Below are 25,929 nucleotides of genomic sequence, written 5' to 3'. Positions count from 1 at the left end.
GAAGAGGATTTTTGGCGGATATAAATATTATGTAAGAGGCATGTTGATGGCTTAAAGCGCAAATTTCTTTTCCCGTGAACCCTAATACACCCTTCATACAGGGATAGTACCATGCACATGTACGCCGGCCGCAAACACTGCTGGAAAATTGTTTTGGGGATCGTATTTGTGGTGCTGCTCAGTACCTCTGCCGCCGCAGCAGCACCAGACATACCCCCTGCCTTTGGTGGTCCGGTGGTCTATCTCAACTTCAACGAGGGGAGCGGCACTCTGGCTCTTGACGCATCCGGGCACGGAAACACCGGGACTATCCACGGCGGAGCAGTCCGGGTTGAGAACAACGGATGTGTAAAAGCGTTGGTACTGGACGGAAATGCGAGTTTTGTATCTATCCCGTACACATCACTGAACCATCCTACAGATGCCATCACGGTCTCTCTCTGGTTTTATGTGGACCATACGACACCGCAAACACTGCTCTCTACGTATGATAACGAAGGGGGATACCGGCTCGCATTCGATGACGGAAACGATCTCTGGTGGACGATTGGTCTTGACGATACCGGGGATGCATCAGTAGTTATCCCACACGAAAGTATTGTCCCCGGGCAATGGCACCACGTTACCGGCACCTATGACGGCCTGACCTCTAAGATCTATCTTGATGGCGTTCTCCGCAACCAGGTAAATGCAACCGGCGTAATCCGCTACACAGATACCAATTATGTTCAGGTCGGCGCTGATGCAGGGCCGGCAGAGACGCCCGACCAGAACGCTCCTCATTATCTAACCGGTGGAATCGACGAAGTCAGGATCTATAACCGGGCACTCACCTACGGAGATGTCATGGATGACCGGTTCCAGTGTACCGCCGCCCCGGGAACAGGCATCCTGTCACTACCCAACAGTATAACACCCGCCTTTCTTATCTCGGGTACTCTCGTACTGGGTGCCGGAGAGAGCGCCACAAGGAAACTGACCTTCTCAAACCAGAGCGAAGAGGGGACCTGGCATATATCAGTTCCTCCCGGCTCGCAGCTGACCGTGGGTGCAATGGATGCCTATTCTACAATCTATCCCGACGAATGGTACGTGGAACTCAAAGACCAGGACACCCGGCTCACGCGGGCGGTTGCTTTCCCGGCCACAAACAACGCTCCGGTCTCCGGCACCATCGCATCGGGCAATGCCACGGTGCTCGTGCACTACTTCGGCGGCCCGGCCCGGTTCCCGGCGGGTGTGAGCGTCACGTTCACCTGCACGGAACAGAAGAGCCCCAACCCGGTATCCTCACTGCCAAAAGCAATTCTCGAATACCCGATCATCGTGATCTACACCGCATCGTGGGCGACACTGGTTGCTCTTGTGGTGGTCATATTCTGGGTCCATAAGCGACGCAGCAAACCATAAATCTCTGACGTTATCTCACGATTCAGGATCGGAGGCATATGGCGGGATGCTGCGGATGCACTAAGCAGTATCTGAAAAAAAGTGTTAAAGGGTAATTTCGCGGAACTGTTTTCCAAATACTCCGCAGATCGGGCACTTCTCAGGGGCCTGCCTGATCTCAATATTGCCGCAGATCGGGCAGAGGTAGATCTTTTCCCTGCCGAGATCGTGACCGGCTTTAAGGGCCGCGAGTGCTTTTTTGTACAGGCCTGCATGCACTTCCTCTGCTTTCATCGCGTGGGTAAACGCAAGCACCGCATCGCTCTTCTTTTCGGATTCAGCATCCTTGATAAAAGCGGGATACATTGAGGTATACTCATGGGTCTCGCCTTCGATACTTCCTTCAAGGTTCTTCTCGGTTGCGTTGATTGCCCCGAGCACTTTTAAGAGTTTCTTGGCGTGGATGGCCTCCGCATCAGATGCAGCCTTGTAAAGAGTTGCAATATTTTTGAACCCCTCGGCTGCAGCTTTTTCGGAAAACGCCAGATACTTCCGGTTTGCCTGCGATTCGCCGGCAAATGCGTCCATTGCATTCTCCTGGGTTGTCATGTGGGAAGGTATAGTCAGAGTGTTACTTATAGATTCTTCATGGGGTATAACAGTACACAAACTCATCCGGACCCCGGTATTTGCCGGAATTAATATGAAAGATGTTTTAGATGCGGGAAAACCACGCATACGTATGCGTGAACAGGTGCCGGCCCGCGTATCTTTGCCCCGGCCCCGGGTAGTATCATGAAAAAAATGAAAGATGTCCCCCCGCATGACCGCCCGCGGGAAAAAATCGCAATAAAAGGCGTGGCTGCACTCACCGACACCGAACTCATCGAGGCTATCCTCGGAAGAGGCGTGATAAACCGGGATGTCCGGATGATCGCCAGGGATATTGCAGTGATGACGAGCGATCATTCCCGGGAGATCCGGTATGAAGACGTGCTGGCCATCGGGGGTGTCGGGCCGACAAAAGCCGCCCAGATCATGGCCTGCCTTGAACTCGGGCGCCGCAGGTACGAACCGACCGGCGCCGTAACGATCAAAAAGCCGGATGATATCCTGCCGCTGGTCAGCACCTACCGGGAAAAACCACAGGAGTATTTCATCTGCATCAGTCTTACCGGGGCCGGTGAAGTGATCAGCAGCCGTGTGGTCACGATAGGAATTCTCAACCACAGCCTTGTCCATCCCCGCGAGGTATTTGCCGGGGCGATCGCCGACCGGGCGGCCTCGGTTATCTGCGTGCACAACCACCCGTCAGGATCGCTTGAGGCAAGCCCACAGGACATCGCGGTTACCCGGCAGCTGCAGGAGGCAGGGATCCTGCTGGGGATCCAGCTGCTCGACCATATCATCATCACAAAGACCGGATTTTCCAGCATGAAAGAGAAAGGGCTTGTGTGATCGACGAGCCCGGAGACCGATGGCCCGGGGATTTGGATTTTTTTTTGGACTGCCGGGTCTCCTTTACGGGATGGAGCGGACGAACACCGGCGTCAATTCATCATTTCTCCGGGCACGACCCGGATACAGCAAGCGACGTTCCAAGTGCAAATCCTTTTTTGTACGCCGCATCGAGAAGATCCGGTCGTGTCCTGATATCCTTGATCCGGTCCATGCCGTTAATTAAGAGCTCGTCCCGGTACTTGCAGTCAATGATGTCAAAGAATGCCCTCACTGTCAGTTTTGCCCCGACAAACACTTCCGGTATATCCATGCCGGAGATGGAGATAAAAAGACCGTTCCGCCCCGTCATCTTATCCGGCGAAACCAGAGGCTGTTTCCGGTGGTACTTGGCCATAAAAAAAACCTGGAACCGGTCCATGAACGATTTGAGGGTGCCGGGAATTCCCATCGTCATCACCGGGGTGGCAAGGATCAGGCTGTCCATGTCCGCAAATTTCGGGAAGATCTGCTGCATGTCGTCGTCAAGGATGCAGGTCTCGTGATCCCGGCAGAAGAACATCTCCTGACAGGACTGAAAATCCAGGTGGGTCACCGGGATGAGTTCCACTGCGCAGCCGGCGTCCTCTGCTCCCTTCATCGCCCGTGCCAGCAGTTGTGCAGTGTTGCCTTCCGGGAGGGGACTGCCCAAGAGCCCGATGATCTTTCTAACCATACCAGCATTGGGGAAAAAAACGCAATATAGTTTTGCATACGAAAAAGGACAACGTAAACGTCCGCTGACGGAACAGACGCTGTTCGTACAAACACAACTGATATATATTATTGACATAGAAGTGAAGTCTGGTGATAAATCTGACCGAACAAAAGACGTATACGGCAGGCCAGAAGGTCGGGCCGGGAAAATACGTGTGTATCGACTGCGGCAAGGAGTTTACCCTCGACAAGAGCGAGCAGGATCTCCGTAAATGCCCGGCCTGCTCCTGCGAGGAGTACCAGTGTTTCCCGATGACCCATATCCGTCCGGACATCAAGACTCCTGAAGATGCAAAGAACCCGCCCAGACGCGGAAAGAGTTTCCAGTAATTTCTTATTTTTCCGGCAACGGTACTGCCAGTTGTGAATGCCCGAAAGCCTGCAAAGGGGGTTTTCGGGGGCCTGTTTGCGAAATGGTATAGGCAGGTGGATCAACCCGTATAACGGAGGACGAATTTCAGTATGGTGAATGTATCCGCAGAGGGGCAGGTCTTCAAATGCGAGATCTGCGGGAATGTTGTGATCGTGAAAGAAGCCGGCGGCGGAGAACTGATCTGCTGCGGGGAACCAATGAAACTGGAAAGTGAGTGAGTATGGTTGTAAAGAGGCCTGTTACAAAGAAACCTGTGGTAAAGAGCAAAACCCAAAAAGAGCTCAAAAACCTTGGAAAGAAGATCGGGAAAGTCCCAAAGTTCTTCAAGGAGCTGACCGTCAATGACCCCGAGATGTATAATCTCGTTATCAAACTGGAAGATCACATCTGGGATGATGGTAAGCTCACAAGAAAGACCAAGAAACTGATCGCAATCGCGATTGCAGCGGCACTCCGCGACCAGCACGCAGTCCATGCCCAACTGATAGGGGCGGCAAATCTCGGTGTCACAAAAGCCGAGGTGGAAGAGGCGCTCCGGGTCGCGTTCCTCCTGTCGGGCATGCCGGCCTATGTCTACGGCAAGGCCCAGCTTGATGAAGTCATGAAGAAATAACCCTGGCTGCTGGTATGACTGAAGAAGCAGATACTGGTTTTCCGGTGCTGGGAGAGCCTGCGCCGGACTTCGAAGCGGAGACCACACAGGGTCCGATCAAACTTTCGGACCTGAAGGGGAAATGGGTGGTATTGTTTTCGCACCCCGCCGATTTCACCCCGGTCTGTACAACGGAATTCATGGCGTTTGCCGCGATTCACGATGAGCTCGCAGCACTCAATGTGAAGCTCATCGGACTTTCCGTTGACAGCGTATCGGCACACCTTGCCTGGGTGCGCAACATCAAGGAGAAGATGGGTGTCACTATCCCGTTCCCGGTCATTGCCGACCTGAACATGAAAGTGGCAAAGAAGTTCGGCATGATCCACCCGGCGCAGAGCTCGACTGCGGCAGTCAGGTGCGTGTTCTTCATCGATGACAAAGGTATCATGCGGGCGATGATCTACTACCCGCTGCAGAACGGACGGTTTATGCCCGAGATCATCCGGCTGGTAACAGCGCTCCAGACGACCGACAAGTACAAGGTGTCGACACCTGCGAACTGGCAGCCGGGCGACAAGGTGGTCGTGGCGCCGCCAAAGACCGCAGCCGAGATGGACAAGCGCTTAAGCGAAGGATACGAGTGTAAAGACTGGTACCTGTGCTACAAGAGCGTATGAGCGGGCCGGGATAACCCCAGGTTTTTGATTTTTTTCTCTGGAATAGGCATTTACTTCTTCATTATGACGCTCTTGGGGGCTCCGGCAAGCCTCCGCCCCCGCCGCCGGGGCATCCCCCGGTTGCGATAGTGCCGTATTACCTGCATACAATAGTGTAGAGATTTTTACAGGTAATACCGAGGCATCACATGCGCCATGCGCCCTCGAACGGGGGCAGGGCTGGCGCAGGGGGGGGCGATTATATTTTATGAAATAGGGATTCTACAAAGCAATTTTTTTATTTTTGTCGATGCGCTATTTCCGTATATATACTGCGAGATTCCGGGAAACGAGACCGGACCGGGGAGCCGTACCCGCTACCGCATCCAATGATTTTTCAGCCACCATATCCAAGCATCATCTATGCCCGTAAAAGTCCTCGCGTTTGCCGGGAGCCCGCGCCGGCACGGCAATTCGGAGACCCTGCTTGACTGGGTGCTCGCGTCCATGGCAGAAGAACCGGACGTCACGGTCGAGAAGGTCCCGCTCACCGAGGCAAACATCAACCCCTGCCGGGGGTGCAACGCATGCGAGAAGCTCAACAAGTGCATCCAGCGCGACGGGATGGACACATATCACGATAAGATCGTTGAAGCGGACTGCATCGTCCTCTCATCTCCCATCTTTTGTATGGGCCTTGCCTCGCAGGTAAAAGCCCTTGTGGACCGTGCACAGGTCTTCCGGTCCCGGAAATATGTTCTCAAACTGCCGGTCGTCCCCCCGGAGCGGATAGGGAAACGCATGGGCGTGTTCCTAGCGACTGCCGGGCAGAAATGGCTGCATGTCTTTGACGCGGCGGTGCCCTCGGTCAAGTGCTTTTACCACGTGATCGACATAAAGGATGCCGACATCCGGTACCTGATGATAAACGGCGTTGACGAGAAAGGCGCAATCGAACGCCACCCGACGGCCCGAAAAGATGCGGAAGCCCTCGGGAAAGCGGTCATTACCGAACTCAAAGCCCGGCTGAGTGCAGGAGCCGGAAAATGACCGTCACTGTCCTTGGGATATCCGGGAGCCCGCGCCGGCACGGGAACACCGAGACGCTCCTCGACAGTTTCCTTGACGGCGCGAGAGCGGCGGGGGCCACGGTGGAAAAAGTGGTGCTCAGGGATATCAATTACTCACCCTGTCGGGGATGTAACGCCTGCCACAAGACCGGTGAATGCGTCGTAAAAGACGATGCTCCGGGCCTGTACGACCGGATCCTTGCCGCGGACTGCGTCGCGGTTGCATCTCCCATCTACAGTATGGGTATTACTGCCCAGCTCAAAGGGTTCATCGACCGGGCGCAGTATCTCTGGGCTCGGAAATTTATCCTTAAAACACTGGACTTTTCCGAAGACCACATCAAGCAACATAAGGGGGTCTTCATCTCAACCGCCGGGCAGAACCAGGCACACGTGTTCGACAGTGCCTTTCCGGCGATCACCGCCTTCTTCCACGGCACGGGGTTTGACTATGCTGAAAATATCGTCGCCAATAACATGGATGCGTACAACGGGATCAATAACCACCCGACTGCATTAAAAGAAGCGTACGAAAAGGGGCAGCAGACCGTGCGGGATCTGGAAAAGATCAAAAATACGTAAAAACCGGGGATCGTCTCTCGTGGAATTACGGCACAAATCTCTCCCTTGGTGCTTTTTTGGAGTTTGAAAATAATGATTATGAGATGAAGAGATAGAACGATGCCACAAGGATACCAAACGCGGCGACGATCAGGACGATAAAGATCGCCGGGTTCCACGCAAGCACCTTCCTGCCGTCAAGCACGCTGACAGGCAGCATGTTGAAAGCCGCGATCATCGCGTTGACCTGAAGTCCGACAATACCGACAAGGGTAAAGAAGTTTAACCCAAAACCGGAGGATAGACCACCGTAGAGGAGCAGCCCGGCAAAGGGTATACAGAGGATCAGGTTTGTTACCGGCCCGGCTGCCGAGATCTTCCCGTTCTCCTCACGGCTGATCATCCTGCCATCGGCCCGCATGTTGTAGATCATCGTCGCACCAGGGGCAGCAAACACGACACCCACAAGGGCGGCAAGGGCAACCGCGACAAGCAACATCATATTGTCCTTGCGGAACTCGGCCCAGTACCCGTATTTTATCGCGGTAAACTTGTGCGCCATCTCGTGGAGGATGAATCCGAAAAAGACTACAACGAGCGACATTCCAAAGTAGACGAGAGCAGTAACGGCACTGATGCGGCCGGAACCAAAGTTCAGAAACCCCCCGGGCGAGATGAAGATGATCGCAAATGAGATGGATATGGCTATCCACGCGACAAAGAGGTCAGCTTCCTCGCGCCGGGTAATTCGTTCGAGCATGAAACCACCGGATCAGATAGGGTGTTTCTTTCATATCTGTTTTCGTGTCCGACGCCAGGCAGCGCTGTCATCACGTTTATCCCTTTTTCCGGCAATGTACTTTCATATGACGATTGAAGAGATCCGTGCGGAGATTACCCAGATCGACGAGGAGATCATTCGCCTCATCGCACAACGGCAGAACCTTGCCAAAAAAGTCGCAGCGGTCAAGCAGACCGAAGGGATACCGGTCCACGACAACCAGCGGAAAACAGATGTGCTGGAGTACGTGATGAAACTTGCAAAGGCACACAAGATCGATCCCGTCCCGGTAAAAACCGTCTTTGAAACGTTGATCTCGATGAACGAGAAAGAACAACGTGCGACGATGGGTAAATCTGTCCCGCCACGGAAACTCGTCAGATAAATTTTTATTTTTTTTAGCCGGTGCATTTAAAAAAGGAACTAGGTTTCGGTAATTTACAGGAACCGGAGGCCGAAAAGGATGATTATTCCCACGAAAATCATCGCAAGACCTATCGCGAACCGGAGCATTCGGCGGTTCTCCAGTCTCCATGAGTTGACCCGCTCCGGGGGAATGCCGAAAACGACCACAAGCAGGATCAGGATCAGCGGCAGGATGAAGATGAAGTTATAGAGGAGCAGGTAAGGGATTCCCTGATAGAGCGTCAGGGTGTTGCTCATCAGACTGAGGATCGCAAGGTAGATCCCCCCGGTGCAGGGCAGTTCAAAGATCCCCACAAGGACACCGAGAACAAACGCGGCGGGAAGAGTTGCTGTTTTTATATATCTCTCTATCACCGGCTTTTTCGACTCGGGGATAGCAAGGATGAATCCCTCCTTTTTCCATGCAGCATCGACAATATTGACCAGCCCGAGGATGATTGCAATAACAGCGGCCACCGTTGCGATCAGGCTTGAAATCCCCGATACATGCACAAAGGAGAGGATGCCAATCCCCGATAGGAAGTACAAACAGAACACCGCTGCGATATAGGTGATGCCGACCATCAGCACCTGCCGGCGGCTCTGGAGCGCGATGATCGAGAGCAGGAGGATGATCAATACCGAGAATGCACAGGGGTTGATGCTGTCGATTGCAGCACAGAAGATAACCAGAGGAATCGTCAGGGTCGTGAAGGTACCGGGGCAATTCGCGGACGCCGTGACGGTGCCGTTCCCGCCCGTCTGTGCTTCGGTTGCCGTAGCATTTTCTGCCAGCAGTTCCTGCCCGCGGATCGTACTCTCCAGCTGATTCCGGATCTCATCTTCTCCTACGAGCGCGTGGTTACCGATGATGATGGTGGGCACACCTGGCGAGACAATGCCCAGCTGCCGGGCTATCTGGAAGAACCGGTCACGGTTTGTACTGTTGTGATAGACCTCGAGCTGCTCAAGCTGGAGGTAGGAATAGCGTGACTCGATATCAGTAACGAAGGGTTTTATGCTCTCGCAGTGACTGCATCCGTCACCGTAGAAATAATAACCGGTAACCGTCCGGTTCAAAAAAGAGGAGGAAGTTGTCCCACTCAGGGATTCACTGATTGCTTTTTTTTTTCAATAGCCTGCACGTATGCTTCCAGTTTCGCGGGGATTTCGACTTCGCCGACAAGCACGATCTTTCCGATAACGACTTCAGGGACTCCTGACGGGGATGAGATCCCGGCGCCGGCATTTACGGTTGAGTAGATCTGCTGATTCGTCTGGTTATGCCAGACTTCAAGCCTGCGGATATCGACATCAGGATATTTTTTTGTGAGATTATCGATAAACGGCTCGACGTTTTTACAGTGCGGACATTCTTCCCCATAGAAGAAATAGACAGTGCTTTCATTAACTACGGTAGCACCAGATGGTGTGGCTGCTTTTTCTGTGGTTCCTTGGACCAGAACCACTGCAAGACTTGCAATAGCAACGATTACAAACAGTCCGATAATGATTTTTATGATCTTATCCATCAGGTGACACCGGTCCGCATATGATCGTGAAAAATCCAAATTGAATGTTAACCCGTTGTGCAAAAAAAACTACTGGTGGGAGATCATCGTCCCCACGCCATCATGGGTGAAGAGTTCAAGGATGAGATTGTGCTCGATGTTGCCGTTGATGATGTGGGAATAACAGACGCCATTTTCCACCGCTTTTATGACTGAGGTCACTTTCGGGATCATGCCTTCGCCGATTGCTCCAGATGAGAGAAGGGCACGGGCTTCATTGACAGAGAGCTTGCGGAAGACCTTCGTCCTTTTCATGTCCATGACGCCATCGACATCGGTCATGTTGATCAGTTTGTATGCCTTGAGCGCCACCGCAATATCCCCGGCGGCGGTATCCGCGTTGATATTGAGGCTGCCCCCGGACCGGTCGATGGCAATGGGTGAAATCACCGGGATGTAGTCCCGTTCAAGGAGGATTGTGAGGAGTGCGGGATCGATCCATTCGATCTCCCCGACATGACCGAGGTCCACTTCCTGTTCGACACCCTTAACGTTGACCTTCTGGAGGTCCATCTTCTTTGCGATGATGATGTTGCCGTCGCTTCCCGACAACCCGACACCCTTTGCACCGCACTTGGCAATCAGGGAGATGATGCCCTTGTTAATCTTTCCGACGAGCACCATCTGGGCGATCTCAAGGGTTTCCTGATCGGTAACCCGGAGTCCCCCGACAAAGACCGACTCTTTTCCAAGGGCCTTCATCTTCTCGGTGATCTCCGGCCCTCCGCCGTGAACGATTACGACCCGGATCCCGACGTAATGGAGGAGTACCGCATCCTTTATGGCGTTTTCAAGGACGACCGGGTCGACCATCGCGTGGCCGCCGAGTTTGATCACAATCGTCTTGCCATGGAACTGCTGGATATAAGGGAGGGCCTCCATGAGGACATCCTCGCGCTTCATCATGTCGTGTACCTCCCGTTAATCTCGACGTATTTCTCGGTGAGGTCACAGCCCCACGCGGTGGCTTCTTCTTTTCCGGCCCCAAGGTCGAGCACGAAGATGACCTTGTTCCCATGCATCGCGGCCTTGGCCCTGGTCAGATCGGCGATGATCTCGCCGGATTTTACCAGCGGGTACTGGTTGTTCCCGTCGCTGATCCACAGCGAGACCGCGTTCGGGTCGAATTTCACGCCGGCACGACCCGCTGCCGCAACAATACGTCCCCAGTTGGGGTCTTCCCCGTACACGGCTGTCTTCACGAGCGGCGATTCGATAACAACCCGGGCGACCTTTGCGGCTGCCGCCTCTTTTGGGGCGCCGCGAACCGTGACTTCGAGGAGTTTACTCGCGCCTTCACCATCGGCCGCGATCTGCTGTGCAAGGGAACGGCAGCACGCTTCGAGTGCCACTGCAAACTCCTTTTCGTTCACCTTACCGGCCTCGCCGGTTGCGGTGCAGAGCGCGATATCATTCGTGCTCGTATCGCCATCGACAACGACCCGGTTGAACGTCCGCTGTGCGGCACGTTTGAGCGCCCCTTTGAGCTGTTTTGCCTCGATCTGTGCGTCGGTATAGATGAACGAGAGCATGGTGCCCATGTTGGGGGCTATCATGCCGCTTCCCTTGGCAATCGCCCCGATCGTGAAACTTTCATGTTTTACGAGTGCATGCTTGGGGCATGTATCGGTTGTCATAATGGCATGGACCGTGCGATCCTCGGCATCCGGACTTGATGTGAGTTTGAGTGCAACATCTGCACACTGGTGCCGGATAAGGGGAAGGTCAAGGTACCGGCCGATGACACCGGTGCTTGCCACGCCGACCGACGTGTCATCCACACCCAGTGCGGACCCCGCATACTCCGTCATGGTGACGGCGTCCTCGTACCCCCTCTTGCCGGTGTAAGCATTCGCGCAGCCGCTGTTGGCGATGACAGCCTCCAGTTTTCCTGCTTTAATCTGCCTGCGCATCAGTTCGATGGGCGCCGCTTTCACGAGGTTTTCGGTAAACACGCCGGCTGCCGTACCGCTTGCACGGATCAGGGCCAGACCGAATTTTCCTTCCTTTACCCCGTATGCGGTGACACCTTTTATCGCACAGATACTCTTATAAATCATGTTCATTCTCTCCGATGGTAGTGGTTACTTTTGCTTTTGATGTATCAGTTTGAATAGGATGCGCCGACTGCCTGGACGATATCGGCGCGGGTGAGTATTCCGACCAGTCTTTTCCCGTCAAGCACCGGCAGCCGCGCGATGCCTCCCTTGAGCATGAGTGCGGCAGCAGCCTCGATATCCATATCGCCGGTCGCAGTGACCACCCGGTGGGTCATCACTTTTTTTACCGGTAAATCCCCGATATTGCGCAGGGCATCCTTGGTCTTTTCCCAGTTGACGAATTCCCGTATTGGCACCTCGATGATCTCGAGGGGCGACGGGAGCCAGAGATCGTCAGACATCTTCCTGGTCTCCAGCTGTGCGATGACATCGGATTCCGTGATGATCCCGGCAAGGGTCTCCCCGTCCATCACCGGCAGCCCCCCGATATGGTGCTGGCGCAGGATCGCGACAGCTTCGCGGAGCGGGGTATCTACCGTGCAGGTCAGGGGATTTTTTGTCATGGCTTCAGAAACAAGCATGGGGCACCTCAGTTACGGAAGCATCCCGGCTGCGACAAGACCGTCGGTTTCCTTAAACCCGCACATGATATTCATATTCTGGATTGCCTGCCCGCTTGCACCCTTGACGAGGTTGTCGATCGCTGAAGCCACGACCACCCGCAGGCCTTCGCTCTCGACCATGAGGTCGCAGAAGTTGCTGCCGCGGACTGCCGAGAGCATCGGCTTCTGGTACCGGACGAAAAACTCGTCCTTGTAGAAGTCCTTGTACAGTTTCTCGACCTCTTTTGTTTCCATGGGCTCGTATAAGAGGATGTGGGCGGTGGTGAGAATTCCCCGGTTCACCGGGACGAGGTGGGGTGTGAAGTAGCATTTCGCCTTTGACCCGAGTTTTGAGAGTTCCTGTTTCATCTCGGCAAGATGACGGTGGCTGGTCCATTTGTAGGGGCTGACGTTGTCCCCGACATTGGGATAATGGGTTGTCGCCGAGGGATTGTCGCCGGCTCCGCTCACGCCGGTCTTTGAGTCGAAGATCACGGTGTGGGCATATTTTGCGAGAGGGGCTGCGGCAAGCGTCGCCCCGGTGGGGAAACACCCGGGATTTGCAACAAATTTTGCGTTGACGCATTCCTTCCGGTGCAGCTCGGGGATACCGTAGGGGGCAGGGAAGTAATCCGTGTGCGGGACGCCGTACACCTTTTCAAATACGTCCTTTGGAAGACGATAATCGGCACTCAGGTCGACAACCTTGATGCCCCGCGAAAGCAGTTTTCCCGCGATGGACATGGCCGCCGTGTGCGGAACCGCGAGGAAGGCAATGTCTGCATCAATAACATCCGGAGCCAGGTTCTCGAATTTGAGATTCGTGAATCCTTTGAGATGGGGATGGATCTGGTCGAGAGGAGTCCCTGCCAGTTTGCGCGATGTGGCGCAGACAACCTCTGCGGAAGAATGGTGGTACAGGAGGCGGACCAGCTCGCCACCGGCATACCCGGATGCCCCGACAATTGCAATTTTCATATATGGATCTTTTTATTCCTGAAAACTTAACCTTTTGCGGAACTGCATGCGGGGATTCCGGTTATTCTCAAAAATATCGCAAAAAAACGAGATTTGATCCGGTTTTCCGGGGGACTTGGAAATATCAAGTTTCGAGTTTGCGGGTGTAAATATCGAAGATCCGCTGGGCGAGGATCTCGATCCGCTGCCGGTCTTCAAGACCCTCCAGCAGGTCGGCCGGGATGGCATCTCGGCCCTTACTTGCCCCAAGGTACGCACCGCAGAGAAAACCGATAGTATCGGTGTTCCCGCCAACATAAGCGGCAACGGTCAGGAGATCGGCAGGGAGCTGGTACCTGTTGATCAGGAAAAATGCAATGGGAAGCGTCTGGTACACTGAAACGTCATTTCCGATCTTGAGGAGGGCAGTTTCCGTCTCCAGGCCATCTTTTTCGAGTTCGATGGCATTATGGATCTTGCCACCCAGCACTTCATCCTCATTCTGTGCCTGCTGCAGGGCTTTTGTTACCGGGTCGGGGCTCTCATGAATCGCATGATACAGCAGAGTGATAAATGTAGAAACCGCGGCGTGGGCAGCCGGGTGAGTGTGGGTCACCGAGCAGGCCCGGACTGCCCGCTCGGTACCCTCATGGATATCCGGAAAGGCAAGGGCAAACGGGAGAGCGGGGGGGAGACAACCGGCGGTCGTGGACTTCACACCGCAGGAGTGCGTCTTTTCTGTGAGCATATGATCGCAGGCGGCGGATACCGAACCGTCCGGGAACCGGAGTGCCTCGCGGGCATAGAACTCTTTTAAGGCAAGGGCGTACCGCTCATCCGTGTACCGGCCATCGGCCAGCAGCGTTGCCACGAGGATCATGATCTGGGTATCGTCCGTGTACTGGCCGGCGGCAAGACTATCATTGGGATGCCCCTTATATGCCCTGCGGTACCCGTACCTCATCTTGGTAAGGCCGGGCATCGTGCTCTCGTTTGGCATGCCAAGGGCATCGCCCACCGCCGCACCGAGCATGCATCCCTTCATTCGTTCCAGCATTGATACACTATTGAAAGACACCGATAGATAATGATTCTTGTATTTTCTTTTTTGGCAGAATGCTCTCGCAAATCATGGGTTTTAATGTGCTTCTGCAACACGAAGTGACAAAAATGGAGGCTTTATAGGTACACATAAATTCGTTGCCGGGGTATACCCGCGTTGCTAAAATATATATAACAATTTAACATGATCAATTATGTAAAATCAGTGGGGAGAGATGACTGACGACTTTGATGTTAAACTCGTGGAGAACGCGAAGTACTATACGCCGGATGCGGAGTACAAGCGTACCTCATGGATAGGAGACTACCAGAAAACCTATGAGAAATTCCTGTCCGATCCCGATGCTTTCTGGAGTAAGATCGCCCGGGAGCTCGAATGGATCCGGCCCTGGGATCAGATCCGCGAGTGGAAGTATCCCTATGCCAGATGGTTCCTCAACGCACAACTGAACATCACCGCCAACTGCCTCGATCGCCACGTGGCCGGCGACCGCCGGAACAAGGTGGCCCTGATCTGGCGGGGAGAGGACGGGAAGGAGCGTGTATACTCTTACCAGCGCCTGCTGGGTGAGGTTATGAGATTTGCAAACGGCCTCAAATCACTCGGTGTGAAAAAAGGTGATTGTGTCTGTATCTACATGCCCATGGTGCCGGAGCAGCTGATCGCGATGCTTGCCTGCGCCCGCATAGGAGCCGTCCACAGTGTCGTCTTTGCCGGTTTCGGGACCACCGCGCTGAACATGCGGATCAATGATGCAGAGGCAAAAGTTATTATCACCGCAGATATCTCGATCCGGCGCGGCAAGGCAATTCCCCTGATCACAATAGTGAAGGAGGCCATCGACAATGCACCCTCGGTGGAACACATCGTGATGTACCGGAGGCGCAAAGAGCCCCCGGTCGAGCTCCGCCCGGGACGGGAGCATGATTTCTACGGGCTCATGGAAGGTGTACCGGCAGATTGTCCTGCCGAAGTGATGGACGCAGAGGATCCGCTGTTCATTCTCTATACAAGCGGTTCAACCGGCACACCCAAAGGGGTCGTCCATACGTGCGGCGGCTACATGGTCGGTACATACTATACCACGAAGACCGTCTTCGACTTGAAGGAGCGGGACATCTACTGGTGCACGGCAGACCCCGGCTGGATCACCGGTCATTCCTATATCGTATATGGCCCGCTCGCCGTCGGGGCCACGGTGTTCATCACCGAAATTACCCCGGATTACCCGGATCCCGGCAGCTGGTGGAAACTGATCGAGGAGCAGCAGATATCGGTGTTCTACACAGCACCGACGGCAATCCGGACATTTATGAAACTCGGGGAGGAATGGCCGGACCGCTACAACATCGGTTCCCTGCGCATCATCGGGTCTGTCGGTGAGCCACTCAACCCCGAGGCGTTCGAATGGTATTACCGGGTGATCGGAAAGAGCAGGTGCCCGATCGTGGATACCTGGTGGCAGACAGAGACCGGCATGCAGATAATCACAACGATGGTCGGAGAACCGATGCGTCCCGGTTTTGCGGGCAAGGCGATCCCCGGTGTCGAGGTGGATGTTGTGAACAAGGATGGGAAGCCGGTACCACCGGGCTCCGGTGGGTTCCTCGTGATCAAAAAGCCGTGGCCGTCCATGCTGCGCATGGTATACAAGAATGACGAACGGTACCGGACATATTGGGAGACTATCAAGGGCTGCTATACCGCAGGTGACCTCGCGGTCAAGGGAAAGGATGGCTACATCATGGTAATCGGCCGGGCGGACGACATCATCATTGTCTCCGGCCACAATATCGGGACCGCGGAAGTGGAGAGTGCGCTCGTCTCCCATCATGCAGTGGCAGAAGCCGCGGTGATCGGTAAACCCGACGCCATCAAGGGGAATGCAATCAAGGCCTTCGTCATCCTCCGGCTCGGCAACAAGGCAAGCGAAAAACTGACCCAGGATCTCATGTACCACGTGCGCATAACGATCGGGCCCATCGCGGTCCCGCACGAGATCGAGTATGTTGACAAGCTGCCCAAAACCCGCAGCGGCAAGATCATGCGCCGGGTCCTCAAGGCTAAAGAACTCGGGATGGACCCCGGGGATATCTCCACCCTTGACGAATGAATGGCACAAGAAAAACCGGTAACGACGATTGAATGACTAAAACTGAAGGGAAAATATCACAGAGAGTATACTATGCAAAATGAAGCGACTCAATCTGCAACCATGGTTAAAAATCTGGACATGACAGCAAACCCGGCACCTCTCGGGCTCGTCGGGTTCGGGATGACCACCGTGCTCCTGAACCTGCACAACGCCGGGTTCTTTGCACTCGGCTCCATGATCCTCGCCATGGGGATATTCTACGGGGGTCTCGCGCAGATCATCGCAGGTATCGAAGAGTGGAAGAAAAACAACACGTTCGGGGCGACCGCGTTCACCTCCTACGGATTGTTCTGGCTGACGCTTGTCGCCCTGCTGGTACTCCCGAAAATGGGCCTTGCAGACGCACCGGACAAGACCGCGATGGCTGCATACCTCGCGATGTGGGGGATTTTCACCGCGGTAATGTTTATCGGGACCTTAAAAACGAACCGGGCACTCCAGCTGGTGTTCGCGACGCTTACGATCCTGTTCTTCCTGCTCGCCATAGGAGAGGCAACCGGAAACGGGACCATCACCATTATCGCGGGATACGAGGGGATCATCTGCGGGTTCCTTGCGATCTACGCAGGTCTTGCACAGGTCTTAAACGAGATGTACAAAAAGACCGTAGCTCCCCTTGGGTAAATTCTGTCACTTTCTCCTTTTTAATGCCCCGCAGACCGGATGCGCACGGGCTGAATGATACACGTTACGATGACCGGTAAATCTTTTTCCGCTGGGCGATCCGGTAGCCGGAGATCACCAGGACAGATTCCCCAAATTCCCGATTGAGGTCCTGATCTCCGGAATCTACATACAAAAAGGGTGTCTCCCGCAGTTTGTGAGGCGTTGCGACAACGATCAGGTTCTGCAGTCCCGCTTTTCTGACCACCGCAGCGCTGATCTGCTGGTTTCCCCGGCCGAGGATGAACCCCTGGGCTCCGATGGGGCTGATAACAATCCGCGTTTCAGGACAACTGCCGGCCAGATCGAGAAGAGTTTTTTCATCTGCGTCTGATGCAACCAGACTCCCGTTGTGGATTACATCCACCCCAAGCAGCGTCTTCTGTATTCCCAGTCGCCGGGCGATCGCCTCCGTTGTCGTCCCCGCACCAAGAATATAGAGCGAATCCGGGATCATCACTTCCTGCATGAACCGTGCGATCTCCTCCTTTGCCCGCTCCTCGTCGGGTTCCTCGAACACCTGTTTCGCGACCTGTGTCATATGAGCGCGGGCCGGTATACGTGCCACACCGTACAGGTGCGTCTCCAGTATCCCGTTCCGGTATGCTTCTTCATCAACGTCCATCACCTCCGCATCCTGGAGGTTATATGATCCGGAGACGAGAGCTGCCGCAGCCGCCGTGTCAATCGCAAAAACGGCAGAATACATCTTCACGCCAGCAGGGATCCCGAGGATCGGGACTGCCCGGCCTGCAACCACAAAGACATCCCGTGCCGTGCCGTCGCCGCCGCAGAACAGGATCAGGTCGACTTTTTCCTGCAGGAATGCAGAAACGGCTTTTTTGGTATCTTCGGCGGTACTGGTCCCCCGGCACCGGTACGCGACCCGGTAACAGGTTATCCCACACATACGCAGGGCATCCTCCCCCATCTCCCCGGAGCATGTGATAAAAAAAAGGTCAGGCAGGTTTTTTAGCCCGTTCAGAGTAATCTCTGCCCGTTCCTGTGAATGCGGCATGGCCCCACGCCGGCGCGCCTCGTCTGCGTTCCCGTCAGTTCCCTTAAGGCCCACGGACCCCCCCATACCGGCAACAGGATTAATGAGAAAACCGATGCGGGGCATAGAAAAAAGGTTTCAGGAAATTTTTGGGATTCGCCCGATTGCCTGCTTGATCAGTTCGTCCGGGTACTCGTAGTCCACCAGCTGGCCGCTGTAGAACGCATCGTAGGCCGTCATATCGAAGTTGCCGTGGCCGGAGCAGTTGAAGAGGATCGTCTTTTTCTCCCCGCTCTTTTTGCACGCGAGCGCCTCATCGATAGCGGACTTCACGGCATGGGACGTCTCCGGGGCAACAATGATCCCCTCGGTGCGGGCAAACGTCTGGGCCGCTTCGAAGACCTCGCTCTGGTGGTAGGCCACCGCCCGCATCACACCGTCATGGACCAGGCGCGAAACGATCGGGGAGTCTCCATGGTAGCGGAGCCCGCCAGCGTGCATTGCAGGCGGGACAAAATCGTGGCCGAGGGTGAACATCTTCAGGAGGGGGGTGTACCCCGCTTCATCGGCAAGATCGTAAGTATACAGGCCCTTCGTGAGGCTCGGGCAGGACGCCGGTTCGACAGCGATGAGATCGGTATCCTTGTGCTTCCCCGTGAGTTTTTCGCCGGCGAACGGGAAAGAGATGCCGGCAAAGTTGGAGCCGCCGCCCACGCACCCGATCACCACGTCCGGGTAATCATCGACCATCGCAAGCTGCTCCCGGCATTCGAGACCGATCACGGTCTGGTGGAGGCAGACATGGTTCAGCACCGACCCCAGCGCGTAGTTTGTATTGGCATGGCTTGCCGCATCCTCGACCGCTTCGGATATGGCAATGCCGAGGCTTCCCGGAGTTTCGGGGTCCTTTTCGAGTACGGCACGCCCGGCATTCGTCTTCGTGCTCGGACTGGGAATGCACTCCGCCCCCCAGACTCGCATCATCGACTTCCGGTACGGTTTCTGGGTGTAACTCGAACGAACCATGTAGATGGTGCACTCAAGATCGTAGAGCATCGTGGCAAAGGCAAGGGCGGAACCCCACTGCCCGGCCCCGGTTTCAGTCGCGATACGCTCTATACCGGCCTTCATATTGTAGTATGCCTGCGGAACGGAGGTGTTGGTCTTGTGGCTCCCGGCCGGGCTGACGCCCTCCCACTTGTAGTAGATCTTCGCCGGGGTCTTTAGGAACTTCTCCAGCCGGTGGGCACGGTAGAGGGGGCTTGGCCTCCAGAGCCGCAGCACGTCCCGCACTTCCTCTGGGATGGCCACATGGCGGTCTGTCGTAACTTCCTGGCGGATCAGTTCCATTGGGAAGATCGCTTTTAAGTCATCCGGGCCGATCGGCTTGTGAGTGACGGGATGGAGCGGGGGATCGAGAGGAGAGGGCAGGTCTGCCTGGACATTATACCATTTTTTGGGTATCTGCTCCTCATCAAGGAGGATCTTGGTCTGCATGCCGGTTATTCGGTTTTGTATAAATATATACATTGTGGTGCTGTTTTGTTATTTGATGCCCACCAGTATACATTTTTGAGAGCGAGTAGCTGATTCAAAAACAAGATTTTATGCCGGTGATTTTCGAGTGTTATGTTACGTGAGGAGAGTCGGTCACCAGGGTCCGTGGCATTAATCCGGTATGGCAGAAGGCAAACCACAACCTGATCGATGCGCTCCGGCATGAGTGATCTTTTTTATTGCTCCCTTTCATTCCGGAACGGAAACCTCTTAACCGGTGACGGGGGATAGTACCACTATATGCATCCCGTGTCGGGAACATCCTGTACTCCTGTAGACTGGAACGAGCGCTGGAAAGCGCTGCAGCGCCTTCAGGAGTCCTCAAAGCATTTCGAGGATTCATCCCACAACTGGAACGATCCGGAGAATGCAAAGAGGTATGCCGCAAACTCCCAAAGCCAGTACGACGACCGGGTAAAAACGACAATTGCCGGGCTCGATATCACCAAAGATACACGGGTGCTCGATATCGGTGCCGGGCCGGGGACCCTTGCGATCCCGCTCGCGCCGCTGGTACAGGAAATCACGGCGATCGAACCCGGCGCAGGAATGGTATCAGTCCTCACGGAGCAATGCCGGGCGAGAGGAATCTCAAATATTTCCTGTGTGCAGAAACGCTGGGAAGATATCGATCCTGACCGGGATCTCAAAGGCCCCTACGACATCGTCATCGCCTCACTCTCCCTGACGATGGAAGACATCCGGGCGGCGCTCCTCACGATGGATGCAGTCTCGCGGAAATATGTATGCCTGTACTGGTTTGTCGATATGCCCTTCTGGGAGCGGATGTATGTCGATCTCTGGAAACCGCTGCACGGGAGCACGTATTATCCCGGGCCAAAGGCGGATTGTCTTTTTGAGGTACTGTACCAGGCCGAGATCTATGCGAACGTGAAGATGATGCCGTTACAAAAAGAGTACCGGTTTTTGTCCCTTGAAGAGGTGACGGCATTCTTCCGGCACCGGTTCAGCGTGACTACAGGAGAACAGGAGCGGGTGCTGGACGATTATCTTGCACCTCTGATCCGGCAGGAAGGAAAGGAGGTTATCATATCCGGTGATTCGACCTATGCAAAGATCTGGTGGAAAAAGGAAACACAGGGAAAGAGTTTACCCTCCCTCTAAAGGTGAAAAGAGATGATCCGGGAATGCAGGATTTAATTCCCGCCGGTTTTCCTGATCCGCTGGAGCGCTTCCTTCAGGTTATCCATTGAAGTTGCGTACGAGAGCCGGATCCATCCGGGTGCATAAAAAGCGCTGCCCGGGGTTGCCGCCACGTGTCCCTCTTCGAGCCATTTTGTCGCGATTGCCATGTCGTCACCGGCTACTTTCACGAATGCGTAGAATGCACCGTTGGCAGGGGCGGTCTTGTATCCCATACGGTTAAGTTCTGATATGACAAATTTTCGTCGCCGGTCAAACTCGGCACGCATCTCTTCGACACAGCGCTGGTCGCCGTTGAGTGCCGCAACCGCACCCCACATCGCAAATGTGGTCGCCTGCGAGACCGAGTGCTGCTGCACCTTGGACATCTCTTTGATGATCATTAAGGGTGCCACCGCGTACCCGAGTCGCCAGCCGGTCATCGCGTAGGCCTTCGAGAAACCGTTGATCGTGATCGTCCGTTCCGCCATGTCACCGATGGCAGCAAGCGAAATATGCTCTTTCCCGTACACCATCTTCTCGTAGATCTCATCGGACATCGCGTAGAGATCGAAGTCCTGGCAGAGATCGGCGACAAGTTTCATGGACTTCGCATCGAAGACCGCCCCGGAGGGGTTCGATGGAGAATTGACAACGATCATCTTGGTACGAGGGGTTACCCGTTCGAGGAGAGAGTCGTCGAGCTGGAAGGTCTTCTGGTTGACCGCGTGCCTGACGATCTTCCCGCCCGCCATCTGGACACAGGGCTCGTACGAGACCCAGGCCGGAGTGAGGAGGAGGACTTCGTCCCCGGGATTTAAGGCCGCCTCCATCCCCTCGTATATTGCATCCTTGGCACCGCAGGTGACGATCACCTGCTCGGGTTTGCAGGGGAACTTGTTCTCTTTTTTAATCTTGTCGCTTACCGCCGAGAGCAGCTCGGGAATGCCGTTGCTGGGCGCGTAGTGCGTCTCCCCCCGGTTCAGGGCATCGATACAGGCATCCTTGATGTGCTTTGGAGTGTCGAAGTCAGGCTCGCCGATCGAGAGGCTGATGACATCGATACCCTCCCGCTGCATCTTCTTTGCCCGGTTGGATATTTCAATAGTCGCAGAGGGGGCGATCGCCGCAACTTTCTCCGAGAGCGGTCTCATTGTAATCGTTTGACAAGTTTTACGGCTGATTCAACGGCGCGCCTAGCGTAATCGATCCGCTCGTTCGCTTCAAGCCGGCTCATGCCGGGCCCGGAGATTCCGAGCGTCACGGGCTTCCCAAACTCAAGCGAGAGGTCGATGATCTTCCGTGCCGCGTGCTGCACGACAATCTCGTCATGCTGGGTTGCCCCTTCGATCACGCAACCGATAGTAACAACAGCATCGACCTTTCCTGCGGCAAGCATCTTCTTGATGGCAAGCGGCATGTCAAAGGCGCCAGGCACGTACAGGCAGTCGGTCACTTCTGCGCCGAGGAATGCGGCGTGTTCCCGCGCCTCGATCTCCATCATGTAGGTGATGTCACGGTTAAATTCCGCGACCACAAATCCCAGTTTTATCGGTTTTGTATCGCACATAGCAGATCATCTCGTTTTTACCCTCATTAATCCCCAGCCTGCTGCGCATTTATTATGCAATTCCCATTTTAATCGGTTCTTTTAACCGGGTACGGGTCCTGTCAGGTTGTCGGCAGATGGCCTTTTTCCCGACATTCAATCCCGTGTCTATGCCTCAGAGTAGCATTGATTTATTTGTTCCGATACGATTTCTAACCGTTTTTTGGGCGATTTTTATCCATTTGATTTCCTGACTAAAAAGTGTCAAAAATCGGTAGCTGCTGACAACCTGACTTAAACCCTGAATTACACCAATGACTCTTATCGTATTGCCCTGTGCATTCTTTTCCAGCCCGGCGATTGAAATTATCACTTTTTGATCTGATCCATCTGCGGGATTGATAGCAAATTCAAGGTTGTATTCTTTATCATTCTCGATCGGTTCTGTCAAGTTCCCCGATCACTTTTTCGACAATCTTCTCAAAATCTCCCTTTGAACAATCGACCGTGATATCGGCATACTTCTCGTACAGCGGGACCCGCTCGTGATACATATCGGAAAGGCTCTCGCCGGAAAACAGCACAATTCCCCGGGTCGTTATGTTCCTGAGCCTCTCTTCCATCTCCTCAAAGGAGATCGCGAGGTAAATGACCACGCCTTCCTTTTTTAAGGATTCCATCGCTTTCTGCGAGAAAACAACACTGCCCCCCGTGGCAATGACTGAATTGTGACAATGAAGAGACAGTATCGTTTTTTCCTCGATTTTCAGGAAAGCGTCGGGCCCCTCCCTGTCAATAATTTCCTGCAGGAGCCTGCCGGCATTTTCCTGTATCACGATATCCGTATCGATAAACGTCCGGCCGAGCGCTTTTGCAAGGATAACCCCCACGGTGCTCTTCCCTGCGCCTGGCATGCCGATAAGAATAATGTTTTTCATGGGGTTTTGCCGTCCCCGGAATTCATAGTAACCGTTGATTGATACATCCGCGTACTCACACTACAGTTTTAGTATTTTTGTTTATACGGCACAACTCCCCGTATCCCGCCCCGTGCATCCGGCACATCCCCGGCATACCGGGGGATCACGTGGCAATGGCAGTGCATCACGGTCTGCCCGCCCGCTTCGCCCACGTTGGTCCCGATGTTATAGCCGGCCGGCTGGAAATTTTCCTCGATGACGCCTTTCCCCGTATCAATCAGGGCAAGCAACGCATGTTTCTCCTCAACGGAGAGCGAGAAGAAATCCGGTGTATGCCGGAACGGGATCACGAGCAGGTGCCCCCTGCTGACCGGGGACCGGTCCCAGAGTGCGTAGCAGAGATTGTTCTTTGCGACAATATCTTCAGCCAGTGGATTGCAGAACGGGCATTTCATGGATTACTCCCGGCAGCGGGTTGGTTTTTTTTGAAATAAAAAAAACCGGTCTGCTCATTCTCATCGGATTATCCTTTCTTATAGGGCATAAGGATTCGGATCCAATCGGGGATAACCCCGGGGGGCGGAGCCCCGTTTGAGCGTTCCCCCCTCTGTACAAAACCCCGCACCGTTTCCCGGGCGTATCCTCCCAAATCAACCTTTAATACCTGCGAACCCCCAATGAAAGGTGAAGGGGTAGAAGCCGATGCAGAAAAAATACAATGTTGTCATTGAACCCGGCGAGGATGGCTGGTATGTGGTAACCGTCCCGGCCCTGCCCGGCTGTATCACGCAGGGAAAAACGGTCGCGGAAGCGGAAGCGAATGCAAAGGAAGCGATCGAGGCGTACCTTGAATCGCTCATCAAACACCAGAGAAAAGTCCCCAATCAGAACCGGGTAAGTATCCGGGAAATCGCTGTTGAAGTATGACCGGGACAAAAAAGCTCCCGCTTCTCCCGGCGAGGAAACTGATCAATGCATTGCTCCGGCTCGGCTTTTACATCGATCACCAGAAGGGAAGCCATATCGTTCTGAAAAGCGCGGATGATACACGGACTATTGTCGTTCCTGACCATCCGGAGATTGACCGGGGGACCCTGAAAGCGATCCTGAAACAGGCAGGGATTGACGTTAAGGCACTGCTTGAAGTCCTGGTCCTGCTCAGGTAATTTTTCGTTTCACCTTTTGTGGGCGTAATCCTCCCAATCAATCCCCCCTGCCCTGTTAACGTGCCGGAACCATCACGATACAATTCCCATCTTTTATCAGGTATCCCCACCCGATTTACACGTATGAAATGGCCGGCATGGCTGAACCGGACGGTCCTTGGTGCCGGGATCGCGAGTTTTTTTGGGGATCTCGGGTACGAATCGGTAACGGTCCTCCTCCCTTCGTTCCTGATCATTCTTGGTGCGCCGATCTTTGCCCTCGGCATCATCGAGGGCCTGAGCGACGGGGCATCCAGTTTTGTCAAGCTCTTCTCGGGATATTTCGCTGACAAGCTGGGAAAAAGGCGGGAATTTGCGCTGGGCGGCTCGGTCGCGACCGCCATCTTTCCCGCGATCATCGCCGTTGCCACCTCGTGGTACGTCGTACTTGCGGGGAGGCTTGTCGGCTGGACCGGCAAGGGAATCCGCAGCCCCTCCCGGGATGCGATCCTCTCGAAATCGGTGGAGAAAAAGGATCTCGGCAAGGCCTTCGGGTTTCACCGGGCCAGTGACACGCTCGGTGCGGTCGCCGGCCCGGCCGTGGCCCTCATCCTCATTGCATCCATCGGTATCCGGGAGATCCTTTTGTGGGCGGTCATCCCCGGGTTCATTGCGTTTGTTGCGATCTGGCTCTTCCTGCGCGAGCGCGACGCTGCCCCGCACCCGCGGCCCCGGCCGCTCGTAGCCTCTCTTAAAGGGCTGCCGTCCCGGTTCAGGGTGTTTCTCTCCGCTGTGCTCGTCTTTGGGATCGCGGACTTCTCCCACACCCTGCTCATCGCATTTGCCATCGTCAGCCTCACCCCCTCGCTTGGGTTTGCCGTGGCCACTGCGGCAGGCGCGGGCCTGTACCTCGTCCGCAACATCGTGTATGCCGGGGCGTCGTACCCGTTGGGGCTGCTCGGCGACCGTGTCGGGAGGAGGCCCGTGCTTATCCTCGGGTATGCCATCGCAGTTGCGACCTTCATCGGCTTTGTCATCGCCCCGGCCAACCTGGTTGTGTACGGGGTCCTCTTTGCGATGTGCGGTATCTTCATCGCGGCCGAGGACACGCTCGAAAGCGCGCTCGCCGGCGAGATGGTGGAAGAGGAGTCCCGGGCGCTCGGTTTCGGGGCTCTGGCTACCACGAACGGGGTCGGGGATCTTGTCTCCAGCGTGATGATCGGGTTTATCTGGGCGTTTGTCGGGTATAGCGCGGGTTTCATGGTCGCTGCGGTCATAGCCGCGGCGGGGACGATCCTTCTCATCTGGACCACCCGGGGCCCGCACCATGCCCCGGCCCTGCATCAGTGACTGCGGAAACAATACCACGTTCCACCAGTCAGAAGCCTGGCACAACCGATAATCCATAAATCGGGGCTTGAGAAATGCGATACGACCAATACAGCTCAGTACTCCAACGGCCGGGACCCATGAGGGATACCGGCGGTGTTCCCGGGGCAGGGAACATTTTTGTTCCTTTTAAAAAAATCCGTCAGCAGTCCCGGATAAACAATCCGGCTACAC

32 protein-coding genes are annotated in these 25,929 nt (G+C 54.8%); 15 read left to right on the top strand and 17 right to left on the bottom strand.

What is annotated here, in order from left to right; genetic code table 11:
- Positions 1–111 precede the first annotated feature (111 nt).
- Complete coding sequence (locus QZN75_RS09445; protein ID WP_292427876.1) at positions 112–1,410, top strand: LamG domain-containing protein; 1,299 nt, start codon at positions 112–114, stop codon at positions 1,408–1,410.
- 84 nt (positions 1,411–1,494) lie between these two features.
- Here the strand turns inward: QZN75_RS09445 and QZN75_RS09440 are convergent, their stop codons facing one another.
- Positions 1,495–1,998: a rubrerythrin family protein gene (locus QZN75_RS09440; RefSeq protein ID WP_292427873.1), complete on the bottom strand. Its 504-nt coding sequence runs from the start codon at positions 1,996–1,998 to the stop codon at positions 1,495–1,497.
- 186 nt (positions 1,999–2,184) lie between these two features.
- Here QZN75_RS09440 and radC point away from each other — a divergent pair, with 186 nt between their 5' ends.
- Entirely contained in the window at positions 2,185–2,847 is a 663-nt protein-coding gene (gene radC, locus QZN75_RS09435; protein ID WP_292427871.1) for a DNA repair protein RadC, read from the top strand.
- 100 nt (positions 2,848–2,947) lie between these two features.
- Here the strand turns inward: radC and QZN75_RS09430 are convergent, their stop codons facing one another.
- Positions 2,948–3,562, bottom strand: a complete 615-nt coding sequence (locus QZN75_RS09430; protein ID WP_292427868.1) for a flavodoxin family protein — start codon at positions 3,560–3,562, stop codon at positions 2,948–2,950.
- A gap of 131 nt (positions 3,563–3,693) precedes the next feature.
- Here QZN75_RS09430 and QZN75_RS09425 point away from each other — a divergent pair, with 131 nt between their 5' ends.
- The 6 genes from QZN75_RS09425 to QZN75_RS09400 all read left to right on the top strand — a co-directional run bounded on the left by QZN75_RS09425 (position 3,694) and on the right by QZN75_RS09400 (position 6,879).
- Positions 3,694–3,933 carry a hypothetical protein gene (locus QZN75_RS09425; protein ID WP_292427864.1) on the top strand — a complete coding sequence of 80 codons (240 nt, stop codon included), beginning with the start codon at positions 3,694–3,696 and terminating at the stop codon, positions 3,931–3,933.
- A 132-nt stretch (positions 3,934–4,065) separates the two neighbouring features.
- Positions 4,066–4,194 carry a desulfoferrodoxin FeS4 iron-binding domain-containing protein gene (locus QZN75_RS09420; RefSeq protein ID WP_292427860.1) on the top strand — a complete coding sequence of 43 codons (129 nt, stop codon included), beginning with the start codon at positions 4,066–4,068 and terminating at the stop codon, positions 4,192–4,194.
- A gap of 2 nt (positions 4,195–4,196) precedes the next feature.
- Positions 4,197–4,589 carry a carboxymuconolactone decarboxylase family protein gene (locus QZN75_RS09415; RefSeq protein WP_292427857.1) on the top strand — a complete coding sequence of 131 codons (393 nt, stop codon included), beginning with the start codon at positions 4,197–4,199 and terminating at the stop codon, positions 4,587–4,589.
- Positions 4,590–4,603: 14 nt separating this feature from the next.
- Positions 4,604–5,248, top strand: coding sequence for a peroxiredoxin (locus tag QZN75_RS09410; RefSeq protein WP_292427854.1), 645 nt, complete (start codon positions 4,604–4,606; stop codon positions 5,246–5,248).
- Between the two features lie 402 nt (positions 5,249–5,650).
- The gene (locus QZN75_RS09405) at positions 5,651–6,277 is read left to right on the top strand and encodes a flavodoxin family protein (RefSeq protein ID WP_292427851.1); all 627 of its coding nucleotides are present in this window, start codon (positions 5,651–5,653) and stop codon (positions 6,275–6,277) included.
- Positions 6,274–6,879: a flavodoxin family protein gene (locus QZN75_RS09400; protein WP_292427849.1), complete on the top strand. Its 606-nt coding sequence runs from the start codon at positions 6,274–6,276 to the stop codon at positions 6,877–6,879. Before QZN75_RS09405 ends, QZN75_RS09400 begins: the two co-directional genes overlap by 4 nt.
- 76 nt (positions 6,880–6,955) lie before the next feature.
- On the opposite strand, the gene QZN75_RS09395 is transcribed toward QZN75_RS09400, so the two are convergent.
- Positions 6,956–7,618 carry a peptidase M50 gene (locus QZN75_RS09395; RefSeq protein ID WP_292427845.1) on the bottom strand — a complete coding sequence of 221 codons (663 nt, stop codon included), beginning with the start codon at positions 7,616–7,618 and terminating at the stop codon, positions 6,956–6,958.
- 106 nt (positions 7,619–7,724) lie between these two features.
- Between QZN75_RS09395 and QZN75_RS09390 the strand changes: the two genes are divergently transcribed.
- Positions 7,725–8,024, top strand: coding sequence for a chorismate mutase (locus QZN75_RS09390; protein ID WP_292427843.1), 300 nt, complete (start codon positions 7,725–7,727; stop codon positions 8,022–8,024).
- A gap of 53 nt (positions 8,025–8,077) precedes the next feature.
- On the opposite strand, the gene QZN75_RS09385 is transcribed toward QZN75_RS09390, so the two are convergent.
- From QZN75_RS09385 to QZN75_RS09355, 7 genes are all read right to left on the bottom strand, one after another.
- The gene (locus QZN75_RS09385) at positions 8,078–9,124 is read right to left on the bottom strand and encodes a cytochrome c biogenesis protein CcdA (protein ID WP_292427840.1); all 1,047 of its coding nucleotides are present in this window, start codon (positions 9,122–9,124) and stop codon (positions 8,078–8,080) included.
- Between the two features lie 23 nt (positions 9,125–9,147).
- Positions 9,148–9,576, bottom strand: a complete 429-nt coding sequence (locus QZN75_RS09380; RefSeq protein WP_292427837.1) for a thioredoxin family protein — start codon at positions 9,574–9,576, stop codon at positions 9,148–9,150.
- 69 nt (positions 9,577–9,645) lie between these two features.
- The gene (gene argB, locus QZN75_RS09375; RefSeq protein WP_292427898.1) at positions 9,646–10,518 is read right to left on the bottom strand and encodes an acetylglutamate kinase; all 873 of its coding nucleotides are present in this window, start codon (positions 10,516–10,518) and stop codon (positions 9,646–9,648) included.
- Entirely contained in the window at positions 10,518–11,675 is a 1,158-nt protein-coding gene (gene argJ / locus QZN75_RS09370; RefSeq protein ID WP_292427834.1) for a bifunctional ornithine acetyltransferase/N-acetylglutamate synthase, read from the bottom strand. Before argJ ends, argB begins: the two co-directional genes overlap by 1 nt.
- A 44-nt stretch (positions 11,676–11,719) precedes the next feature.
- Entirely contained in the window at positions 11,720–12,196 is a 477-nt protein-coding gene (locus tag QZN75_RS09365; protein ID WP_292427831.1) for a CBS domain-containing protein, read from the bottom strand.
- A 12-nt stretch (positions 12,197–12,208) separates the two neighbouring features.
- Positions 12,209–13,195, bottom strand: a complete 987-nt coding sequence (argC, locus tag QZN75_RS09360; RefSeq protein WP_292427828.1) for an N-acetyl-gamma-glutamyl-phosphate reductase — start codon at positions 13,193–13,195, stop codon at positions 12,209–12,211.
- Positions 13,196–13,319: 124 nt separating this feature from the next.
- The gene (locus tag QZN75_RS09355; RefSeq protein ID WP_292427825.1) at positions 13,320–14,231 is read right to left on the bottom strand and encodes an ADP-ribosylglycohydrolase family protein; all 912 of its coding nucleotides are present in this window, start codon (positions 14,229–14,231) and stop codon (positions 13,320–13,322) included.
- Positions 14,232–14,451: 220 nt separating this feature from the next.
- Between QZN75_RS09355 and acs the strand changes: the two genes are divergently transcribed.
- Both acs and QZN75_RS09345 read left to right on the top strand, forming a co-directional pair.
- Positions 14,452–16,350 (top strand): acetate--CoA ligase, encoded by a 1,899-nt coding sequence (gene acs, locus QZN75_RS09350; RefSeq protein WP_292427822.1) that lies wholly within the window; start codon positions 14,452–14,454, stop codon positions 16,348–16,350.
- A 120-nt stretch (positions 16,351–16,470) separates the two neighbouring features.
- On the top strand, positions 16,471–17,016 hold the full coding sequence (locus QZN75_RS09345; RefSeq protein ID WP_394339502.1) for an acetate uptake transporter: 546 nt from the start codon (positions 16,471–16,473) through the stop codon (positions 17,014–17,016).
- A gap of 64 nt (positions 17,017–17,080) precedes the next feature.
- On the opposite strand, the gene QZN75_RS09340 is transcribed toward QZN75_RS09345, so the two are convergent.
- Positions 17,081–18,178 (bottom strand): ATP-NAD kinase family protein, encoded by a 1,098-nt coding sequence (locus QZN75_RS09340; protein WP_292427816.1) that lies wholly within the window; start codon positions 18,176–18,178, stop codon positions 17,081–17,083.
- 12 nt (positions 18,179–18,190) lie between these two features.
- Complete coding sequence (locus tag QZN75_RS09335) at positions 18,191–19,549, bottom strand: TrpB-like pyridoxal phosphate-dependent enzyme (protein WP_292427813.1); 1,359 nt, start codon at positions 19,547–19,549, stop codon at positions 18,191–18,193.
- Positions 19,550–19,849: 300 nt separating this feature from the next.
- On the opposite strand from QZN75_RS09335, the gene QZN75_RS09330 reads away from it, so the two are divergent.
- On the top strand, positions 19,850–20,734 hold the full coding sequence (locus QZN75_RS09330; RefSeq protein WP_292427811.1) for a class I SAM-dependent methyltransferase: 885 nt from the start codon (positions 19,850–19,852) through the stop codon (positions 20,732–20,734).
- A 32-nt stretch (positions 20,735–20,766) separates the two neighbouring features.
- On the opposite strand, the gene QZN75_RS09325 is transcribed toward QZN75_RS09330, so the two are convergent.
- The 5 genes from QZN75_RS09325 to QZN75_RS09305 all read right to left on the bottom strand — a co-directional run bounded on the left by QZN75_RS09325 (position 20,767) and on the right by QZN75_RS09305 (position 23,676).
- The gene (locus QZN75_RS09325; protein ID WP_292427807.1) at positions 20,767–21,906 is read right to left on the bottom strand and encodes a pyridoxal phosphate-dependent aminotransferase; all 1,140 of its coding nucleotides are present in this window, start codon (positions 21,904–21,906) and stop codon (positions 20,767–20,769) included.
- Positions 21,903–22,322 (bottom strand): 6,7-dimethyl-8-ribityllumazine synthase, encoded by a 420-nt coding sequence (ribH, locus tag QZN75_RS09320; protein WP_292427804.1) that lies wholly within the window; start codon positions 22,320–22,322, stop codon positions 21,903–21,905. Before ribH ends, QZN75_RS09325 begins: the two co-directional genes overlap by 4 nt.
- A gap of 154 nt (positions 22,323–22,476) precedes the next feature.
- Positions 22,477–22,752 (bottom strand): hypothetical protein, encoded by a 276-nt coding sequence (locus tag QZN75_RS09315; RefSeq protein ID WP_292427802.1) that lies wholly within the window; start codon positions 22,750–22,752, stop codon positions 22,477–22,479.
- Positions 22,730–23,239, bottom strand: coding sequence for a shikimate kinase (locus QZN75_RS09310; protein WP_292427799.1), 510 nt, complete (start codon positions 23,237–23,239; stop codon positions 22,730–22,732). Before QZN75_RS09310 ends, QZN75_RS09315 begins: the two co-directional genes overlap by 23 nt.
- A 68-nt stretch (positions 23,240–23,307) precedes the next feature.
- Complete coding sequence (locus QZN75_RS09305) at positions 23,308–23,676, bottom strand: HIT family protein (RefSeq protein WP_292427797.1); 369 nt, start codon at positions 23,674–23,676, stop codon at positions 23,308–23,310.
- Positions 23,677–23,923: 247 nt separating this feature from the next.
- On the opposite strand from QZN75_RS09305, the gene QZN75_RS09300 reads away from it, so the two are divergent.
- The 3 genes from QZN75_RS09300 (at position 23,924) to QZN75_RS09290 (ending at position 25,716) form a co-directional block, all read left to right on the top strand.
- Positions 23,924–24,148: a type II toxin-antitoxin system HicB family antitoxin gene (locus QZN75_RS09300; RefSeq protein ID WP_292427794.1), complete on the top strand. Its 225-nt coding sequence runs from the start codon at positions 23,924–23,926 to the stop codon at positions 24,146–24,148.
- A complete protein-coding gene (locus tag QZN75_RS09295) occupies positions 24,145–24,387 on the top strand; it encodes a type II toxin-antitoxin system HicA family toxin (protein ID WP_292427791.1) in 243 nt (80 codons plus the stop codon). Before QZN75_RS09300 ends, QZN75_RS09295 begins: the two co-directional genes overlap by 4 nt.
- Before the next feature lie 123 nt (positions 24,388–24,510).
- Positions 24,511–25,716 (top strand): MFS transporter, encoded by a 1,206-nt coding sequence (locus tag QZN75_RS09290; RefSeq protein WP_292427790.1) that lies wholly within the window; start codon positions 24,511–24,513, stop codon positions 25,714–25,716.
- Positions 25,717–25,929 lie beyond the last annotated feature (213 nt).

This window comes from Methanoregula sp., from assembly GCF_003170075.1.
Taxonomy (GTDB): domain Archaea; phylum Halobacteriota; class Methanomicrobia; order Methanomicrobiales; family Methanospirillaceae; genus Methanoregula.
Note: the sequence above shows the minus strand (reverse complement) of the source record. Positions and strands in the feature narration are given on the sequence as shown.

Coding starts and splice junctions, on each gene's coding strand:
- QZN75_RS09445 (WP_292427876.1), top strand. CDS start 112: ATGCACATGTACGCCGGCCGCAAACACTGCTGGAAAATTGTTTTGGGG.
- QZN75_RS09440 (WP_292427873.1), bottom strand. CDS start 1,998: ATGACAACCCAGGAGAATGCAATGGACGCATTTGCCGGCGAATCGCAG.
- radC (WP_292427871.1), top strand. CDS start 2,185: ATGAAAAAAATGAAAGATGTCCCCCCGCATGACCGCCCGCGGGAAAAA.
- QZN75_RS09430 (WP_292427868.1), bottom strand. CDS start 3,562: ATGGTTAGAAAGATCATCGGGCTCTTGGGCAGTCCCCTCCCGGAAGGC.
- QZN75_RS09420 (WP_292427860.1), top strand. CDS start 4,066: ATGGTGAATGTATCCGCAGAGGGGCAGGTCTTCAAATGCGAGATCTGC.
- QZN75_RS09415 (WP_292427857.1), top strand. CDS start 4,197: ATGGTTGTAAAGAGGCCTGTTACAAAGAAACCTGTGGTAAAGAGCAAA.
- QZN75_RS09410 (WP_292427854.1), top strand. CDS start 4,604: ATGACTGAAGAAGCAGATACTGGTTTTCCGGTGCTGGGAGAGCCTGCG.
- QZN75_RS09405 (WP_292427851.1), top strand. CDS start 5,651: ATGCCCGTAAAAGTCCTCGCGTTTGCCGGGAGCCCGCGCCGGCACGGC.
- QZN75_RS09400 (WP_292427849.1), top strand. CDS start 6,274: ATGACCGTCACTGTCCTTGGGATATCCGGGAGCCCGCGCCGGCACGGG.
- QZN75_RS09395 (WP_292427845.1), bottom strand. CDS start 7,618: ATGCTCGAACGAATTACCCGGCGCGAGGAAGCTGACCTCTTTGTCGCG.
- QZN75_RS09390 (WP_292427843.1), top strand. CDS start 7,725: ATGACGATTGAAGAGATCCGTGCGGAGATTACCCAGATCGACGAGGAG.
- QZN75_RS09380 (WP_292427837.1), bottom strand. CDS start 9,576: ATGGATAAGATCATAAAAATCATTATCGGACTGTTTGTAATCGTTGCT.
- argB (WP_292427898.1), bottom strand. CDS start 10,518: ATGAAGCGCGAGGATGTCCTCATGGAGGCCCTCCCTTATATCCAGCAG.
- argJ (WP_292427834.1), bottom strand. CDS start 11,675: ATGATTTATAAGAGTATCTGTGCGATAAAAGGTGTCACCGCATACGGG.
- QZN75_RS09365 (WP_292427831.1), bottom strand. CDS start 12,196: ATGCTTGTTTCTGAAGCCATGACAAAAAATCCCCTGACCTGCACGGTA.
- argC (WP_292427828.1), bottom strand. CDS start 13,195: ATGAAAATTGCAATTGTCGGGGCATCCGGGTATGCCGGTGGCGAGCTG.
- QZN75_RS09355 (WP_292427825.1), bottom strand. CDS start 14,231: ATGCTGGAACGAATGAAGGGATGCATGCTCGGTGCGGCGGTGGGCGAT.
- acs (WP_292427822.1), top strand. CDS start 14,452: ATGACTGACGACTTTGATGTTAAACTCGTGGAGAACGCGAAGTACTAT.
- QZN75_RS09345 (WP_394339502.1), top strand. CDS start 16,471: ATGACAGCAAACCCGGCACCTCTCGGGCTCGTCGGGTTCGGGATGACC.
- QZN75_RS09340 (WP_292427816.1), bottom strand. CDS start 18,178: ATGCCCCGCATCGGTTTTCTCATTAATCCTGTTGCCGGTATGGGGGGG.
- QZN75_RS09335 (WP_292427813.1), bottom strand. CDS start 19,549: ATGCAGACCAAGATCCTCCTTGATGAGGAGCAGATACCCAAAAAATGG.
- QZN75_RS09330 (WP_292427811.1), top strand. CDS start 19,850: ATGCATCCCGTGTCGGGAACATCCTGTACTCCTGTAGACTGGAACGAG.
- QZN75_RS09325 (WP_292427807.1), bottom strand. CDS start 21,906: ATGAGACCGCTCTCGGAGAAAGTTGCGGCGATCGCCCCCTCTGCGACT.
- ribH (WP_292427804.1), bottom strand. CDS start 22,322: ATGTGCGATACAAAACCGATAAAACTGGGATTTGTGGTCGCGGAATTT.
- QZN75_RS09310 (WP_292427799.1), bottom strand. CDS start 23,239: ATGAAAAACATTATTCTTATCGGCATGCCAGGCGCAGGGAAGAGCACC.
- QZN75_RS09305 (WP_292427797.1), bottom strand. CDS start 23,676: ATGAAATGCCCGTTCTGCAATCCACTGGCTGAAGATATTGTCGCAAAG.
- QZN75_RS09300 (WP_292427794.1), top strand. CDS start 23,924: ATGCAGAAAAAATACAATGTTGTCATTGAACCCGGCGAGGATGGCTGG.
- QZN75_RS09295 (WP_292427791.1), top strand. CDS start 24,145: ATGACCGGGACAAAAAAGCTCCCGCTTCTCCCGGCGAGGAAACTGATC.
- QZN75_RS09290 (WP_292427790.1), top strand. CDS start 24,511: ATGAAATGGCCGGCATGGCTGAACCGGACGGTCCTTGGTGCCGGGATC.